The sequence below is a fragment of the Paraburkholderia bengalensis genome (assembly GCF_037126505.1).
GTDB lineage: Bacteria > Pseudomonadota > Gammaproteobacteria > Burkholderiales > Burkholderiaceae > Paraburkholderia > Paraburkholderia bengalensis.
The window spans coordinates 22,849-37,574 of sequence record NZ_JACFYJ010000083.1; the positions used below are offsets into that span (position 1 = coordinate 22,849).

Sequence of the window (14,726 nt, forward strand, 5' to 3'; positions counted from 1 at the left end):
TTTGCCATATCGTTCCCTTCCGACGATAAAAAAATCCTCCCCCCATAGTCGAGCCCGGTCGAATGTGGTGCATGCGCAACAAACGGTGTCACGTTCGTCAAGAGCCCGCCGGAGGCCGTTTTGCGCGGCCTGGAGGTGAGCATTTTTCGGGCCTGGCCGCGTCGCGCGCGAGGTGCTTCCAGGTGCCGTTTTTCGGCGTCCCACTAATAGGTATACGCAGGTCGGCGGGAGCGGTTGCGCCGCATGGTAGAATCGCGTGATGCGCGTTTGCGGATTGTTGCAGGCGCGCGCACAGGGGTAGGCCCAAGCGGTGGGGTGAAGAACGCGTTTCCCTCATCGTCTTCGCGCGTAAACGATACGGACAATGGATCAATTCGCCAAAGAGACTCTACCAATCTCCCTAGAGGAGGAAATGCGCCGCTCGTATATCGAGTACGCGATGAGCGTGATCGTAGGGCGCGCGCTTCCCGATGTCCGAGATGGTCTGAAGCCGGTTCACCGGCGCGTGCTGTATGCCATGCACGAGCTGAACAACGACTGGAACCGGGCGTACAAGAAGTCGGCGCGTATCGTCGGCGACGTGATCGGTAAGTACCACCCGCACGGTGACTCGGCTGTATACGACACGATCGTCCGCATGGCGCAGGACTTTTCGCTGCGCTACATGCTGGTCGACGGGCAGGGCAACTTCGGTTCGGTCGACGGCGACAACGCCGCGGCCATGCGTTACACCGAAATCCGCATGGCCAAGATCGGCCACGAACTGCTCGCCGATATCGACAAGGAAACGGTCGACTTCCAGCCGAACTACGACGGCAGTGAAAACGAGCCGACCATCCTGCCTGCGCGCATTCCCAACCTGCTGATCAACGGCTCGTCGGGCATCGCCGTCGGCATGGCGACGAACATCCCGCCGCACAACCTGACCGAAATCGTCGACGCCTGCCATCATCTGCTGAAGAACCCGGAAGCGACGATCGACGAGCTGATCGAGATCGTGCCCGCGCCAGACTTTCCGACGGCGGGCATCATCTACGGCGTCGCGGGTGTGCGCGACGGCTACCGCACAGGGCGCGGGCGCGTCGTGATGCGCGCGGCCACGCACTTCGAAGAGATCGATCGCGGCCAGCGCATGGCGATCATCGTCGACGAACTGCCGTATCAGGTGAACAAGCGTTCGCTGCTCGAACGGATCGCCGAGCTGGTGAATGAGAAAAAGCTCGAAGGCATCTCAGACATTCGCGACGAGTCCGACAAGAGCGGTATGCGCGTGGTGATCGAGCTGAAGCGCGGCGAAGTGCCTGAGGTCATCCTCAACAATCTATATAAGGCAACGCAGCTCCAGGACACGTTCGGCATGAACATGGTCGCGCTGGTCGACGGCCAGCCGAAGCTGCTGAACCTGAAGGAAATGCTGTCGCATTTCCTGTCGCACCGTCGGGAAGTGCTGACGCGGCGCACTGTTTTCGAGTTGCGCAAGGCGCGCGAGCGCGGCCATGTGCTGGAAGGCCTCGCTGTCGCGCTCGCCAACATCGACGACTTCATCGCGATCATCAAGGCCGCGCCGACGCCGCCCATCGCGAAGCAGGAGCTGATGGACCGCTCGTGGGATTCGTCGATCGTGCGCGAGATGCTGCAGCGCGCGGAAAGCGACAATGCTTCGTCGGGCGGCCGCGCGGCATACCGTCCGGAAGGGCTGAACCCGGCGTACGGCATGCAGGCGGACGGTTTGTACCGTCTGTCGGACACGCAGGCGCAGGAAATTCTCCAGATGCGCCTGCAGCGCCTGACGGGTCTCGAGCAGGACAAGATCATTGGCGAGTACCGCGACGTGATGGCCCAGATCGCCGACCTGCTGGATATCCTCGCGCGTCCGGAGCGCATAACTTCCATCATCTTCGACGAACTCAGCACGATCAAGAGCGAATTTGGCGACGAACGCCGCTCGAAGATCGAGATGAACGCGACCGAGCTGAATACGGAAGACCTCATCACGCCGCAGGACATGGTCGTGACGATGTCGCACGCGGGTTACGTAAAATCGCAGCCGTTGTCCGAATATCGCGCCCAGAAGCGCGGAGGTCGCGGCAAGCAGGCAACGCAGATGAAGGACGACGACTGGATCGACACGCTCTTCATCGCGAACACGCACGATCACATTCTGTGCTTCTCGAACCGCGGCCGCGTCTACTGGCTGAAGGTTTATGAAGTGCCGCAGGGCTCGCGCAATTCGCGTGGCCGTCCGATCGTCAACATGTTCCCGCTGCAGGAAGGCGAAAAGATCACGGTCGTGCTGCCGGTGAAGGAATTTTCGGCCGACAAGTTCGTTTTCATGGCGACGGCGCTCGGCACTGTGAAGAAGACGCCGCTCGAGGCGTTCAGCCGTCCGCTGAAGAAGGGCATCATTGCCGTCGGTCTGGACGACGGCGATTACCTGATCGGCGCGGCCATCACGGACGGCGAGCACGACGTGATGCTGTTCTCCGATTCGGGCAAGGCGGTGCGCTTCGACGAAAACGATGTTCGCCCGATGGGTCGCGAGGCGCGCGGCGTGCGCGGCATGCAGCTCGAAGATGGTCAGCAGGTGATTGCATTGCTGGTTGCCGGCGACGAGCAGCAGTCGGTGCTGACGGCGACGGAAAACGGTTACGGCAAGCGCACGCCGATTCTGGAGTACACGCGTCACGGCCGCGGCACAAAGGGCATGATCGCGATCCAGACGTCCGAGCGCAACGGCAAGGTGGTTGCCGCAACGCTCGTCGACCCGGAAGCGCAGATCATGTTGATCACCAACACGGGCGTGCTGATCCGCACGCGCGTGTCGGAAATTCGAGAAATGGGCCGCGCAACGCAAGGTGTTACACTCATCAGCCTTGATGAAGGTACCAAGCTTTCCGGTCTGCAACAGATTGCCGAAGCGGAAGCTGACGTGGACGGCGATGCCGACGTACCCGCGGACGACGCGAATGGTGACGAAAGCGACGCGCCGTAATCCGCAGTGAAGCTTCTCAAGTGATGCGTAAGACCGCGCGGGCCCTGTGATGATGAGGCGCATCGGGCCGATGCGCCGCTGGCGCGGTCGAGCAGTTAGGTTAATTTCTCTTAGGGAGTAGTGATGCAAAAACGTTTCAAGCAGTTGATGGTCCTGGCCGCTTTCGTGCCGACGCTCGCGATGGCGCAAGCGCTGCAAAACCAGCAGCCGGCGCCGGCTGCTCCCGCTGCGGCTGCTGCACCCGTTGATCCCGCCAAGCAAGCCGCCATCAAGAATCTGCTCGACGCGATCGACGCACAGAAGCTGGTCGGTGCAATCGGCAACAGCGCGCAGATGCAGGCCAAGCAGCTCGTCCCGGCCATCCTGTCGGATGCCCTGTCGGAAAACAAGACGATGACGGACAAGCAAAAGCAGGCTTCCGTCCCGGCCCTGCAGAAGAACGCTGTGCCGAAGCTGGTTGACTCGGCAGGCCAGGTTTTCGCCACGGACGCATTCAAGCAGGACGCCATGCAAGCTCAGTACGACGCTTACGCGAAGTACTACAGCACGCAGGAAATCAACGACCTGACCAACTTCTACAAGAGCCCGACGGGCCGCAAGTTCATCCAGGTGCAAGACCAGGTTGGCCGCGACGTCGTGAACGGTCTGATGCAGAAGTACATGCCGCAATCGATCAAGGCAACGCGCGACCAGGCTGACAAGGAAGTCGCGTCCGTCAAGCCGGCGAAGTAAGCAAGGTCGAGCGAGGCTGAACGGCGCCAGGACGTCTGCCAACGGAGGCAAGATGAGGGAATTCGCGAAATCCCCTTGAATCGCCGAGGTTTGGCGGGTTTTGAGCGTCAATGCGATAATGGCTGTTTGCGCTTGTGCGCAGACGGCCATTTTTCTTTCAGGCGCGGTTTCCGGTTCTTTTCCATGCCGCGCGCCTGTTTCCGGGGTTCTCACGCAGGGTTTCCACGATGCGCGTCTTCAATTTCTCCGCCGGTCCGGCGGCCATGCCCGAAGAAGTGCTGCGCCAGGCAGCCGACGAGATGCTCGATTGGCGCGGTAGCGGCATGAGCGTGATGGAAATGAGCCATCGCGGCAAAGAGTTCATGACGATTCATGAAGAGGCGCTGACTGACCTGCGCGAATTGCTGCAAGTGCCGTCAAGCCATCAGATTCTCTTTCTGCAAGGCGGCGGACTCGGCGAGAACGCGATCGTGCCGATGAACCTGATGGGCCGCAAGGCGCGCGCCGACTTCGTCGTGACGGGCTCGTGGTCGCAGAAGTCGTTCAAGGAAGCGCAGAAATACGGCACGGTCAATCTCGCGGCGAGCGGCGAAACGCCAGACGGCTTCACGCACGTGCCGCCGCGCGCGGAATGGAAGCTCTCTGACGACCCCGCCTACGTCCACCTGTGCACGAACGAGACGATCCACGGCGTCGAAACGTTTGAGATCCCCGATCTCGGCGACATTCCGCTCGTGGCGGACGCGTCGTCGCACATTCTGTCGCGTCCAATGAACATCGCCAAATACGGCGTGCTGTTCGGCGGCGCGCAGAAGAACATCGGCATGGCGGGCGTGACAGTGGTGATCGTGCGCGAAGACCTGTTGGAGCGCTCGATGGCGATCTGTCCGTCGGCGTTCGAGTGGAAAACGGTTGCACTGAACAATTCGATGTACAACACGCCGCCCACGTACGCGATCTACATCGCCGGGCTGGTGTTCAAGTGGTTGAAGAAGCTGGGCGGTCTCACGGCGATCGAGGCACGCAACGTCGAAAAGGCGAAGCTGCTGTACGACACCATCGATTCGTCAAGCTTCTATCTGAACAAGGTCGAGCGCAACGCGCGGTCGCGGATGAACGTACCGTTTTTCCTCGCCGACGAGTCGCGCAACGAAGATTTCCTGGCCGGCGCGAAAGCGCGCGGGCTGGTGCAGCTGAAGGGCCACAAGTCCGTCGGCGGCATGCGGGCGTCAATTTACAACGCGGTGCCGATCGAAGGCGTCAAAGCGCTTGTCGAGTACATGAGGGAATTCGAACAGCGCAGCGCGTGATACCACGGGTCGCGGCGCGCGCATCCTCTTTCGAACTGGCCCCGAACTGGCCGCAACAGGCATGGACGACGAACTCAATTCCCAACTCAAACCGCTGCGCGAACGCATCGACGCGATCGACGCGCAGCTGATCGCGCTTCTGAATCAGCGCGCCGCCGTCGCGCTCGAAGTCGGCGAGGTCAAGAAACATTTCAATGCGCCCGTGTTTCGTCCGGAGCGCGAGCAGCAGGTAATCGCGCGGCTGCAGGACATGAGCGCAGGGCCGCTTGCAGGCGAGCACATCAGCGCGATCTGGCGCGAAATCATGGCCGCGAGCCGTGCGCTGGAAAAGAACTTGACGGCCGCCTATCTCGGCCCGGCCGGCACTTACAGCGAGCAGGCGATGCACGAGTATTTCGGCCAGTCGATCGAAGGGCTGCCGTGTTCGTCCATCGACGAAGTGTTCCGCTCCGTCGAGGCGGGCGGCGCGGAATTCGGCGTCGTTCCCATCGAGAATTCGACGGAAGGCGCGGTGTCGCGCACGCTCGATCTGCTGCTGCAAACTCAACTGCTGATCGGCGGCGAACTGGCGTTGCCCATCCATCACAATCTGCTGACCCTCAACGGCGGCCTGACAGGCGTGACGCGCGTATGCGCGCACGCGCAGGCGCTGGCGCAGTGCCAGCGCTGGCTGTCCACGCACGCGCCGCACGTCGAGCGCCAGGCCGTGTCGAGCAACGCCGAAGCCGCGCGCATGGCGGCGCAAGATCCCACCATCGCCGCCATTGCCGGCGACCGCGCGGCAACGCAATACGGCCTGCAGGTCGCCTACGCGCTGATCCAGGACGATCCGCACAATCGCACGCGCTTCGTGATGATCGGCAAGCAGCCGACGGGCGCGAGCGGCAATGACAAAACGTCGCTGATCGTGTCGGTGGCGAACGAGCCCGGCGCAATGTTCAAGCTGCTGGAGCCGCTCGCGCGACACGGCGTGTCGATGACTCGCTTCGAGTCGCGTCCCGCGCGCGTCGGTACGTGGGAGTACTACTTCTACATCGACATCGAAGGCCATCGCGATGACGCGTCGGTGCAAGCCGCGCTCGCCGAACTCGGCCAGAAAGCCGACTTCCTGAAAATTCTCGGTTCGTATCCGCGCGCACGCTGATACGCCTTTGTTTTGCCCTCAACAAGCAAGCCTGATTAAGAGCTTTCCGGAGATATTTATGACAACGTCTTTCGGTCCGTCCTATGTTCGCGCGATCGCGCCCTACGTGGCTGGCAAGCCGATCTCGGAAGTCGCGCGCGAATTCGGGCTGGACGAAGCGCGGATCGTGAAGCTCGCGTCGAACGAAAACCCGCTCGGCATGCCCGAGTCAGCGAAGACGGCGATGGCGCAAGCCGCAAGCGAACTAGGCCGCTATCCGGACGCGAACGGCTTCGAACTGAAGGCTGCGCTCGCCGCGCACTACGACGTGCCCGCCGACTGGATCACGCTCGGTAACGGCAGCAACGACATCCTGGAACTGGCTGCGCACGCGTTCGTCGAGAAGAGCCAGTCGGTCGTCTACGCGCAGTACTCGTTCGCCGTGTACGCGCTGGCGACGCAAGGCATCGGCGCGCGCGCGATCGTCGTGCCCGCCGTCAGGTACGGCCATGATCTCGACGCCATGCTCGCCGCGATCAGCGACGACACGCGCCTCGTGTTCGTCGCGAACCCGAACAATCCGACGGGCACGTTCATCGACGGCCCGACGATCGAAGCGTTCCTCGCTAAGGTGCCGCGCCACGTGGCTGTCGTGCTGGACGAGGCGTACACGGAATACCTGAGCGCCGACCAGCGCTACGACTCGATCGCGTGGGTGCGCCGCTATCCGAATCTGCTGGTGTCGCGCACGTTCTCGAAGGCGTTCGGCCTCGCGGGCCTGCGCGTCGGTCTTGCGATTGCGCAGCCGGAACTGACCGATCTGATGAACCGTCTGCGTCAGCCGTTCAACGTGAACACGCTCGCGCAAGCCGCCGCGATCGCCGCCCTGAACGACAAGCCGTTCCTGCAAAAGAGCGCGGAACTGAACGCCCAGGGCTACCGCCGCCTCACGGACGCGTTCGACCGGCTCGGTCTCGAATACGTGCCGTCGCATGGCAACTTCGTGCTGGTGCGCGTCGGCAATGACGACGGCGCGGGCAATCGGGTGAATCTGGAGCTGCTGAAGCAGGGCGTGATCGTGCGGCCGGTGGGCAACTACGGTCTGCCGCAGTGGCTGCGCGTGACGATCGGCTTGCCGGAAGAAAACGACGCGTTCATCGCGGCGCTCGAAAAGACGCTGGCAACGGCCTGAGCGTTCAATGCAATCCGCGCGCCTCATCGAAGCGAGGCGCGTTTTTTCTGTGACTGACGTGGCAGCGTTTTCTTTCGACAAACTGGTGATTTTCGGCGTCGGGCTAATCGGCGGGTCGTTGGCGCGCGCGTTGCGCGAGCGCGGCAAAGTGGGCGGCACGCGTCGCGTGATCGGCGTGGGGCGCTCGGCGGCATCGACTGAGCGCGCGCTGGAACTCGGCGTGATCGACGCGAGCGCGTCGCTCGCCGACGACGCGGCGTTGCGCGACGCGCTCGCAGGCGCCGATGTGGTGCTGCTCGCGCTGCTCGCGCTGCTCGCGCTGCTCGAGCGCATCGCGCCGTTTCTCGAGCCGTCGACCGTCGTCACCGACGCGGGCAGCACGAAGTCCGACGTCGTGCGCGCGCTGCAGCGCGCGCTCGAGCGCATCGGCCAGTCGTCCCGGGCCATCCCATTGCCGGCCGCGAATCGAGCGGCGTCGACGCGGCGCTGCCCGACCTGTACGTGAACCGCAACGTCGTGCTGTGCGCGTTGCCGGAGAACGCGCCAGCGGACGTCGAACGGGTTGCCGCGATGTGGCGCGCGACGGGCGCGAGCGTGCACGCGATGTCGCCGGAACAGCATGATCGCGTGTTCGCGTCCGTCAGCCATTTGCCGCACGTGTTGTCGTTCGCGCTGGTCGAGCAGATTCTTCATTCATCGGACGCGGCGCTGAAGTTCTCTTTCGCGGCGGGCGGCTTCCGCGACTTCACGCGCATTGCCGCGTCGAGCCCCGAAATGTGGCGCGACGTCTGTGTGGCGAACCGCGCGGCGTTGCTCGACGAAATCGACGGCTATACGGCCGTGCTCGCGCGCTTGCGCGCAGCCATCGAAGCCGGCGACGGCGCGACACTCGAAGCCGTGTTCGCGCGCTCGCGCGCCGCGCGCAGCGAGTGGCAGGAGCGCGCCGCGTCGTCGCAACAGGCGGCCGAGCAGCCGTCGCCCGAGCGTTCGGCCACCGACGACGCGTCGAAATAAAGGACATTGGAATTCACATGGAACATCTCGATCTCGGACCCTTTTCCCGTGCGTCCGGCACTGTCCGTCTGCCTGGCTCGAAGAGCATTTCGAACCGCGTGCTGCTGCTCGCGGCGTTGGCCGAGGGCGAGACGACGATCACGAATCTGCTCGATTCCGACGACACGCGTGTGATGCTCGATGCGCTCGAAAAGCTCGGCGTCAAGCTGAAACGTGACGGCGACACCTGTGTCGTGACGGGCACGCGTGGCGCGCTGCCCGCCGCGCGCGCCGATCTGTTCCTCGGCAACGCGGGCACGGCAGTGCGTCCGCTGACGGCGGCGCTGGCCGTGAACGGCGGCGATTACCGGATTCACGGCGTGCCGCGCATGCACGAGCGGCCGATCGGCGATCTCGTCGACGGGCTGCGGCAGATCGGCGCGAAGATCGACTACGAAGAGAACGAGGGTTTTCCGCCGCTGCGCATCCGTCCGGCGCAGATTACCGTCGATGCGCCGATCCGCGTGCGCGGCGACGTGTCGAGCCAGTTCCTGACGGCGCTGCTGATGACGCTGCCCCTCGTCAAGACGGCAAGCGGCGAGACGGTCGTCGAAGTGGCGGGCGAGCTGATTTCGAAGCCCTATATCGAGATCACAATCGCGCTGATGGCGCGTTTCGGCATCAAGGTCGAGCGCTTCGGCTGGGAGCGCTTCACGATTCCGAGCGGGGTGCGTTATCAGTCGCCGGGCAAGATCATGGTGGAAGGCGATGCGTCATCGGCGTCGTATTTTCTGGCCGCGGGCGCGCTCGGCGGCGGACCGCTGCGGGTCGAAGGCGTGGGGCGCGCCAGCATTCAGGGCGACGTCGGCTTTGCGACCGCGCTGATGAAAATGGGCGCGAACGTGACGATGGGCGACGACTGGATCGAGGTGCGCGGCGTCGGCAACGACCACGGCAAGCTCGATCCCATCGACATGGACTTCAACCTGATTCCCGACGCGGCCATGACGATCGCCGTCGCCGCGCTGTTCGCAGACGGCACCACCACGCTGCGCAACATCGGGAGCTGGCGCGTGAAGGAAACCGACCGCATTGCCGCGATGGCGACCGAACTGCGCAAAGTGGGCGCGAAGGTGCAGGAGGGCGAGGATTTCCTCGTCGTGACGCCGCCTGAAAAGCTGACGCCGAACGCCGCGATCGACACCTATGACGATCACCGGATGGCGATGTGCTTCTCGCTGGTGAGCCTGGGCGGCGTGCCCGTGCGGATCAATGATCCGAAATGCGTCGGCAAGACGTTCCCCGATTATTTCGAGCGCTTCCTTGCGCTCGCTCAACCGTGACTGCATTGACAACATCCGCCGCCCAATCCGGCGGGCGAACTTTCCGATGAAACCGACTCGTCCCTTTCACCAGACGCCCGTCATTACGATCGACGGCCCGACCGCCTCCGGCAAGGGCACGGTGGCCGCGCTCGTCGCCGCCGAACTCGGCTTCCACCTGCTCGACAGCGGCGCGCTTTACAGGCTGGCGGCGCTCGCCAGCGTGCGCTACGACATCGACGCGGATGACGCCGACGCGCTTGCAAAACTGGTCGGCGACCTCCATATCACTTTTCGCGAAGGCATTGCGCAACTCGACGGCGCCGACGTCTCAACCGACATTCGCGCCGAGGAAATCGGCAACCGGGCGTCGGCAATCGCCATCCACGCACCCGTCAGGGCCGCGCTGGTGGCTCGTCAGCGGGCTTTTCGCAAGCCGCCGGGTCTGGTCGCGGACGGCCGCGACATGGGCACCGTGATCTTTCCTGACGCGTCTTTGAAGGTGTTTTTGACGGCTAGTGTCGAGGCCCGCGCAGCCCGCCGGCATAAGCAATTGATCCAAAAAGGTTTTTCTGCTAATATGGATGACTTGCTCCGGGATTTGCGTGAACGCGACGAGCGCGACAGTCAGCGCACAGCCGCGCCGCTCAAGCCCGCAGCGGATGCGCAGATGCTCGACACCTCCGCATTGTCGGTCGACCAGGCGGTCGAACAGGTGGTGCAGTGGTACCGGGCGCTGGTTCCGCAAAGCTGAACGCGGAACGCTCGCATCAAGGTTGTTTTGTTGTCGTGTAGGCGCTTTGCGATGAAACGCGAAGCAATTGTTAACCCTTAACCCCGTATGGCTTTCGCTCCTTTGCCGTAGTGCTGAACCGTGGTGGTTCACCTGACGCTGCGAAAACCATGCAAATTCAGATTTTTATGTCCGACCTGCAAACCTCTACCCCGAATACCGAATCTTTTGCGGCTCTGTTCGAAGAGTCGCTGACCAAGCAGGACATGCGCGCTGGCGAAGTGATCTCCGCCGAAGTCGTGCGTGTCGACCACAACTTCGTGGTCGTCAACGCTGGTCTCAAGTCCGAAGCCTACATCCCGCTCGAAGAGTTCCTGAATGACGCGGGCGAGGTAGAAGTGCAGGCGGGCGACTTCGTTTCCGTCGCGATCGACGCGCTGGAAAACGGCTATGGCGACACCATCCTGTCGCGCGACAAGGCGAAGCGTCTGGCTTCGTGGCTGTCGCTGGAAAAAGCCCTCGACAACAACGAACTCGTGACGGGCACCATCACGGGCAAGGTCAAGGGCGGCATGACCGTCATGGTCAACGGCATCCGTGCGTTCCTGCCGGGCTCGCTGGTCGACACGCGCCCTGTCAAGGACACGACGCCGTACGAAGGCAAGACGCTGGAATTCCGCGTCATCAAGCTGGACCGCAAGCGTAACAACGTGGTGCTGTCGCGCCGCGCTGTGATCGAAGCGACCCAGGGCGAAGAGCGCGCAAAGCTGCTCGAAACGCTGAAGGAAGGCGCGATCGTCGAAGGCGTGGTCAAGAACATCACCGACTACGGCGCGTTCGTGGACCTCGGCGGCATCGACGGCCTGCTGCACATCACAGATATCGCATGGCGTCGCGTGCGTCACCCGTCGGAAGTGCTGTCGGTTGGCCAGGAAGTCACGGCAAAGATCCTCAAGTTCGACCAGGAAAAGAACCGCGTTTCGCTCGGTATCAAGCAACTGGGCGACGATCCGTGGGAAGGCATCTCGCGCCGTTACCCGTCGGGCACGCGTCTGTTCGGCAAGGTCACGAACATCACCGACTACGGCGCGTTCGTTGAAGTCGAGTCGGGCATCGAAGGCCTCGTCCACGTGTCGGAAATGGACTGGACGAACAAGAACGTTGCACCGTCGAAGGTCGTGCAGCTGGGCGACGAAGTCGAAGTCATGGTTCTCGAAATCGACGAAGACCGCCGCCGTATCAGCCTCGGCATGAAGCAGTGCAAGCCGAACCCGTGGGACGACTTCAGCCGCAACTTCAAGAAGGGCGACAAGATCCAGGGCGCAATCAAGTCGATCACCGACTTCGGCGTGTTCATCGGTCTGCCCGGCGGCATCGACGGTCTGGTTCACCTGTCGGACCTGTCGTGGTCGGAAACGGGCGAAGAAGCTGTTCGCAAGTACAAGAAGGGCGACGAAGTGGAAGCGATCGTTCTCGGCATCGACGTCGAGAAGGAACGCATTTCGCTGGGTATCAAGCAGCTCGAAGGCGACCCGTTCAGCAACTTCGTTGCAATGAACGACAAGGGTTCGATCGTTGACGGCGTGGTGAAGACGGTTGACGCGAAGGGTGCAGTGGTCCAGCTGACGGCTGACGTCGAAGGCTACCTGCGCGCTTCGGAAATCGCGCAAGACCGCGTGGAAGACGCGCGCAACGTGCTGAAGGAAGGCGACAAGGTCAATGCGATGATCATCAACATCGACCGCAAGTCGCGCGGCATCAACCTGTCGATCAAGGCGAAGGATTCGGCTGAGCAGCAGGAAGCGATGCGCGGCCTGCAAGCTGACACCAGCTCGGCAGCAAGCGGCACGACCAACCTGGGCGCGCTGCTGAAGGCCAAGCTCGACGGCCAGAACCAGTAAGCCCCAAGAGGTCTGCTGCAGTATGACCAAATCGGAATTGGTCGCCCAGCTGGCAACGCGATTTCCGCAACTTGTCCTCAAAGATGCGGATTTCGCGGTGAAGACGATGCTCGATGCGATGTCGGACGCCTTGGCGAACGGTCACCGCATCGAAATACGCGGCTTCGGCAGCTTCGGCCTGAACCGCCGTCCATCCCGCGTCGGGCGCAACCCGAAATCGGGCGAAAAGGTGTTGGTGCCTGAGAAGCACGTACCGCACTTCAAGCCAGGCAAAGAGTTGCGTGAGCGCGTCGATCGTCGCGCGGGCGAGCCGTTGAAGGCTGAATCCGCGGACGACGATCTTTGAGCCGGCTCTGCGAGGCATATCGCAGTCAGGTTGAAGTTCGCCGGTGACTGGTTCAGTCAGTTGGCATTGACCAGAAAAAGCGCCTTCGGGCGCTTTTTTTTTCGTCCGTTGCGCGGGCGGCCCACTTCAAAAATAGGCGCGCGCTATGACGCCAAACGCCGCGCAACCCAACGATTCGTGGCGCCGCCGTCTGCGCATCGTCGCACCGGCGCAGCATTTTTTAGCCCGCAAACGACAGTAAGGCGTGGCAAACCGCACGCCTGTGCCAGTCCTCATGGGCTTCATTTACAATACGGGTCACTTCGGCGCGGGCGAACACCGTGGCGCGACGCGTCATCAAGCCGGCGTCATCCCGCAACCGCCGTCAAGAGATCAATACATGAAATTTATCGTCTGGCTGATTCGCGTGCTGGTATTCGTGCTGCTGCTGGTGCTGGCACTGTCCAATACGCAGAGCGCTACGCTGAATTTCCTCGCCGGGTATGCATGGCAGGCGCCGTTGATTCTGATCGGCCTGGCGTTCTTCGTGGTGGGCCTGCTGGCGGGCCTCGTGTCATCACTGCCGGCGATGTTCCGCCTGCGGCTGGAAAACGGTCGCCTCAAGCGCGAACTGCGCGTGGCGCGCGAGACGCCCGCCGTCGTCGAAGAGCCGCCGATGCCGCCGCTCATCTAGCCCTTTCCCGCCGCGCGCACACGGCGCGCGGCCTCCTTCGCACTCCCGCACATTCGCATGGATCTAGACCTCTGGTGGCTGCTCGTCATACCCGTCGCGTTCGCGTTCGGCTGGGTGGCTGCGCGCTACGACCTCAAGGCGCTGCTGTCCGAAAGCAGCAATCTGCCGCGCTCCTATTTTCGCGGCCTAAACTTTCTGTTGAACGAGCAGCCGGATCAGGCTATTGACGCGTTCATCGAAGTCGTCAAGCTCGACCCCGAAACCATCGAGCTTCACTTCGCGCTCGGTAACCTGTTCCGCCGCCGGGGAGAAACTGACCGCGCGATCCGCGTGCACCAGAACCTGCTGAGCCGGGCGGACTTGCCCGCCAGCGAGCGGGATCACGCGCTGTATGAGCTGGGACAGGACTTCCTGAAGGCGGGCTTGCTCGACCGCGCTGAAGAGACTTTCAACGCGCTGGAATCGGGCGACTACGCGCTGGGCGCCCAGCGCGCGCTGCTGACGATCTATCAGATCGAGAAAGACTGGAACAAGTCGATCGAGACCGCGCGCCGGCTCGAGACCATGGGCGCCGAGTCGCTGGACAAGGAAATCGGCCATTTCCATTGCGAACTCGCACAGGAAGCGCTGCAGCAGAAAAAGCCCGACGAGGCGCGCCGGCAACTCGATCTCGCGCTGAAGGCTTATCCGCAAAACGTTCGCGCGACGATCCTGTTCGGCGACGTCGATGCGGCGGCTGGCGAGCACGAGAAGGCGATCGCGCAGTGGCGGCGCGTCGAGGAGCAGAACGCAGCATACCTGCCCCTCGTCGCCGAAAAGCTGATGAAGGCTTATGAGGCCATCGGACGTCAGGAAGAGGGCGTGGATCTGCTGACGTCGTGGGTCGACGGTTATCCGTCGAACGATCTGCTCGACGTCGCGTATCAGTACGTGTCGGCACTGCGCGGTCCGGAAGCGGCGCACGCGCTCGCGCGCACGCAGATGGAGAAGTCGCCGAATCTCGCGGGCATGACGCGCCTGCTCGAAGCACAGCAGGCCGTCGCCGAGGAGCCGCGCCGCAGCGAGCTCGAGCTGATGCGCACGCTGATCCGCCAGCGCACCAAAAATCTGCCGCGGTACACGTGCCAGAATTGCGGCTTCCGGGCGCGGCTGTTCTATTGGCAATGCCCGGGTTGCAGCGGCTGGGAAACGTATGCGCCGCGCCGCGTCGAGCCGATCACGGCATCGAACTGAGCCGCGTGCGCGCATGAACGCGCCTCGCGTCGCCACCGCGAAGCATCGAATATTGAACCGGCATCACCTACCGGAAAGCGTATGAAAATCACCATTATCGGCACGGGTTACGTAGGTCTCGTCACGGGCGCATGTCTGGCCGAGGTCGGCAACGACGTCTTCTGTCTGGACGTCGA

Annotated in this window: 12 protein-coding genes and 1 pseudogene; all 13 read left to right on the forward strand. The window is 62.8% G+C overall.

Annotation, left to right across the window (positions count from 1 at the left end; translation table 11 throughout):
- Positions 1–364 precede the first annotated feature (364 nt).
- The gene (gyrA, locus tag H3V53_RS33095; RefSeq protein ID WP_336601438.1) at positions 365–2,992 is read left to right on the forward strand and encodes a DNA gyrase subunit A; all 2,628 of its coding nucleotides are present in this window, start codon (positions 365–367) and stop codon (positions 2,990–2,992) included.
- 123 nt (positions 2,993–3,115) lie between these two features.
- Complete coding sequence (locus tag H3V53_RS33100) at positions 3,116–3,724, forward strand: DUF2059 domain-containing protein (protein ID WP_054916730.1); 609 nt, start codon at positions 3,116–3,118, stop codon at positions 3,722–3,724.
- A gap of 227 nt (positions 3,725–3,951) precedes the next feature.
- Positions 3,952–5,034 carry a 3-phosphoserine/phosphohydroxythreonine transaminase gene (serC, locus tag H3V53_RS33105; RefSeq protein WP_336601439.1) on the forward strand — a complete coding sequence of 361 codons (1,083 nt, stop codon included), beginning with the start codon at positions 3,952–3,954 and terminating at the stop codon, positions 5,032–5,034.
- Between the two features lie 61 nt (positions 5,035–5,095).
- Positions 5,096–6,178: a prephenate dehydratase gene (pheA, locus tag H3V53_RS33110; protein WP_054916728.1), complete on the forward strand. Its 1,083-nt coding sequence runs from the start codon at positions 5,096–5,098 to the stop codon at positions 6,176–6,178.
- Between the two features lie 58 nt (positions 6,179–6,236).
- Positions 6,237–7,349, forward strand: a complete 1,113-nt coding sequence (gene hisC, locus H3V53_RS33115) for a histidinol-phosphate transaminase (protein WP_336601440.1) — start codon at positions 6,237–6,239, stop codon at positions 7,347–7,349.
- 49 nt (positions 7,350–7,398) lie between these two features.
- A pseudogene (locus H3V53_RS33120) lies at positions 7,399–8,363 on the forward strand (prephenate dehydrogenase).
- Between the two features lie 17 nt (positions 8,364–8,380).
- Positions 8,381–9,685, forward strand: coding sequence for a 3-phosphoshikimate 1-carboxyvinyltransferase (gene aroA / locus H3V53_RS33125; protein WP_336601441.1), 1,305 nt, complete (start codon positions 8,381–8,383; stop codon positions 9,683–9,685).
- A gap of 46 nt (positions 9,686–9,731) precedes the next feature.
- On the forward strand, positions 9,732–10,418 hold the full coding sequence (cmk, locus tag H3V53_RS33130; protein ID WP_336601445.1) for a (d)CMP kinase: 687 nt from the start codon (positions 9,732–9,734) through the stop codon (positions 10,416–10,418).
- A gap of 149 nt (positions 10,419–10,567) precedes the next feature.
- Positions 10,568–12,298 carry a 30S ribosomal protein S1 gene (gene rpsA, locus H3V53_RS33135; RefSeq protein WP_336601442.1) on the forward strand — a complete coding sequence of 577 codons (1,731 nt, stop codon included), beginning with the start codon at positions 10,568–10,570 and terminating at the stop codon, positions 12,296–12,298.
- A gap of 22 nt (positions 12,299–12,320) precedes the next feature.
- On the forward strand, positions 12,321–12,644 hold the full coding sequence (locus H3V53_RS33140) for an integration host factor subunit beta (RefSeq protein ID WP_054927136.1): 324 nt from the start codon (positions 12,321–12,323) through the stop codon (positions 12,642–12,644).
- A gap of 379 nt (positions 12,645–13,023) precedes the next feature.
- Positions 13,024–13,317, forward strand: coding sequence for a LapA family protein (locus tag H3V53_RS33145; RefSeq protein WP_336601443.1), 294 nt, complete (start codon positions 13,024–13,026; stop codon positions 13,315–13,317).
- Between the two features lie 57 nt (positions 13,318–13,374).
- On the forward strand, positions 13,375–14,550 hold the full coding sequence (gene lapB, locus H3V53_RS33150) for a lipopolysaccharide assembly protein LapB (RefSeq protein ID WP_336601444.1): 1,176 nt from the start codon (positions 13,375–13,377) through the stop codon (positions 14,548–14,550).
- 81 nt (positions 14,551–14,631) lie between these two features.
- The coding region (locus tag H3V53_RS33155; protein ID WP_336598229.1) for a hypothetical protein at positions 14,632–14,726 on the forward strand (95 nt) is incomplete at its 3' end.

Excerpts from the sequence above, each read along its gene's own strand:
- cmk (WP_336601445.1), top strand. The coding sequence starts at position 9,732 with ATGAAACCGACTCGTCCCTTTCACCAGACGCCCGTCATTACGATCGAC.
- H3V53_RS33100 (WP_054916730.1), top strand. The coding sequence starts at position 3,116 with ATGCAAAAACGTTTCAAGCAGTTGATGGTCCTGGCCGCTTTCGTGCCG.
- aroA (WP_336601441.1), top strand. The coding sequence starts at position 8,381 with ATGGAACATCTCGATCTCGGACCCTTTTCCCGTGCGTCCGGCACTGTC.
- hisC (WP_336601440.1), top strand. The coding sequence starts at position 6,237 with ATGACAACGTCTTTCGGTCCGTCCTATGTTCGCGCGATCGCGCCCTAC.
- pheA (WP_054916728.1), top strand. The coding sequence starts at position 5,096 with ATGGACGACGAACTCAATTCCCAACTCAAACCGCTGCGCGAACGCATC.
- serC (WP_336601439.1), top strand. The coding sequence starts at position 3,952 with ATGCGCGTCTTCAATTTCTCCGCCGGTCCGGCGGCCATGCCCGAAGAA.
- H3V53_RS33145 (WP_336601443.1), top strand. The coding sequence starts at position 13,024 with ATGAAATTTATCGTCTGGCTGATTCGCGTGCTGGTATTCGTGCTGCTG.
- rpsA (WP_336601442.1), top strand. The coding sequence starts at position 10,568 with ATGCAAATTCAGATTTTTATGTCCGACCTGCAAACCTCTACCCCGAAT.
- H3V53_RS33140 (WP_054927136.1), top strand. The coding sequence starts at position 12,321 with ATGACCAAATCGGAATTGGTCGCCCAGCTGGCAACGCGATTTCCGCAA.
- lapB (WP_336601444.1), top strand. The coding sequence starts at position 13,375 with ATGGATCTAGACCTCTGGTGGCTGCTCGTCATACCCGTCGCGTTCGCG.
- gyrA (WP_336601438.1), top strand. The coding sequence starts at position 365 with ATGGATCAATTCGCCAAAGAGACTCTACCAATCTCCCTAGAGGAGGAA.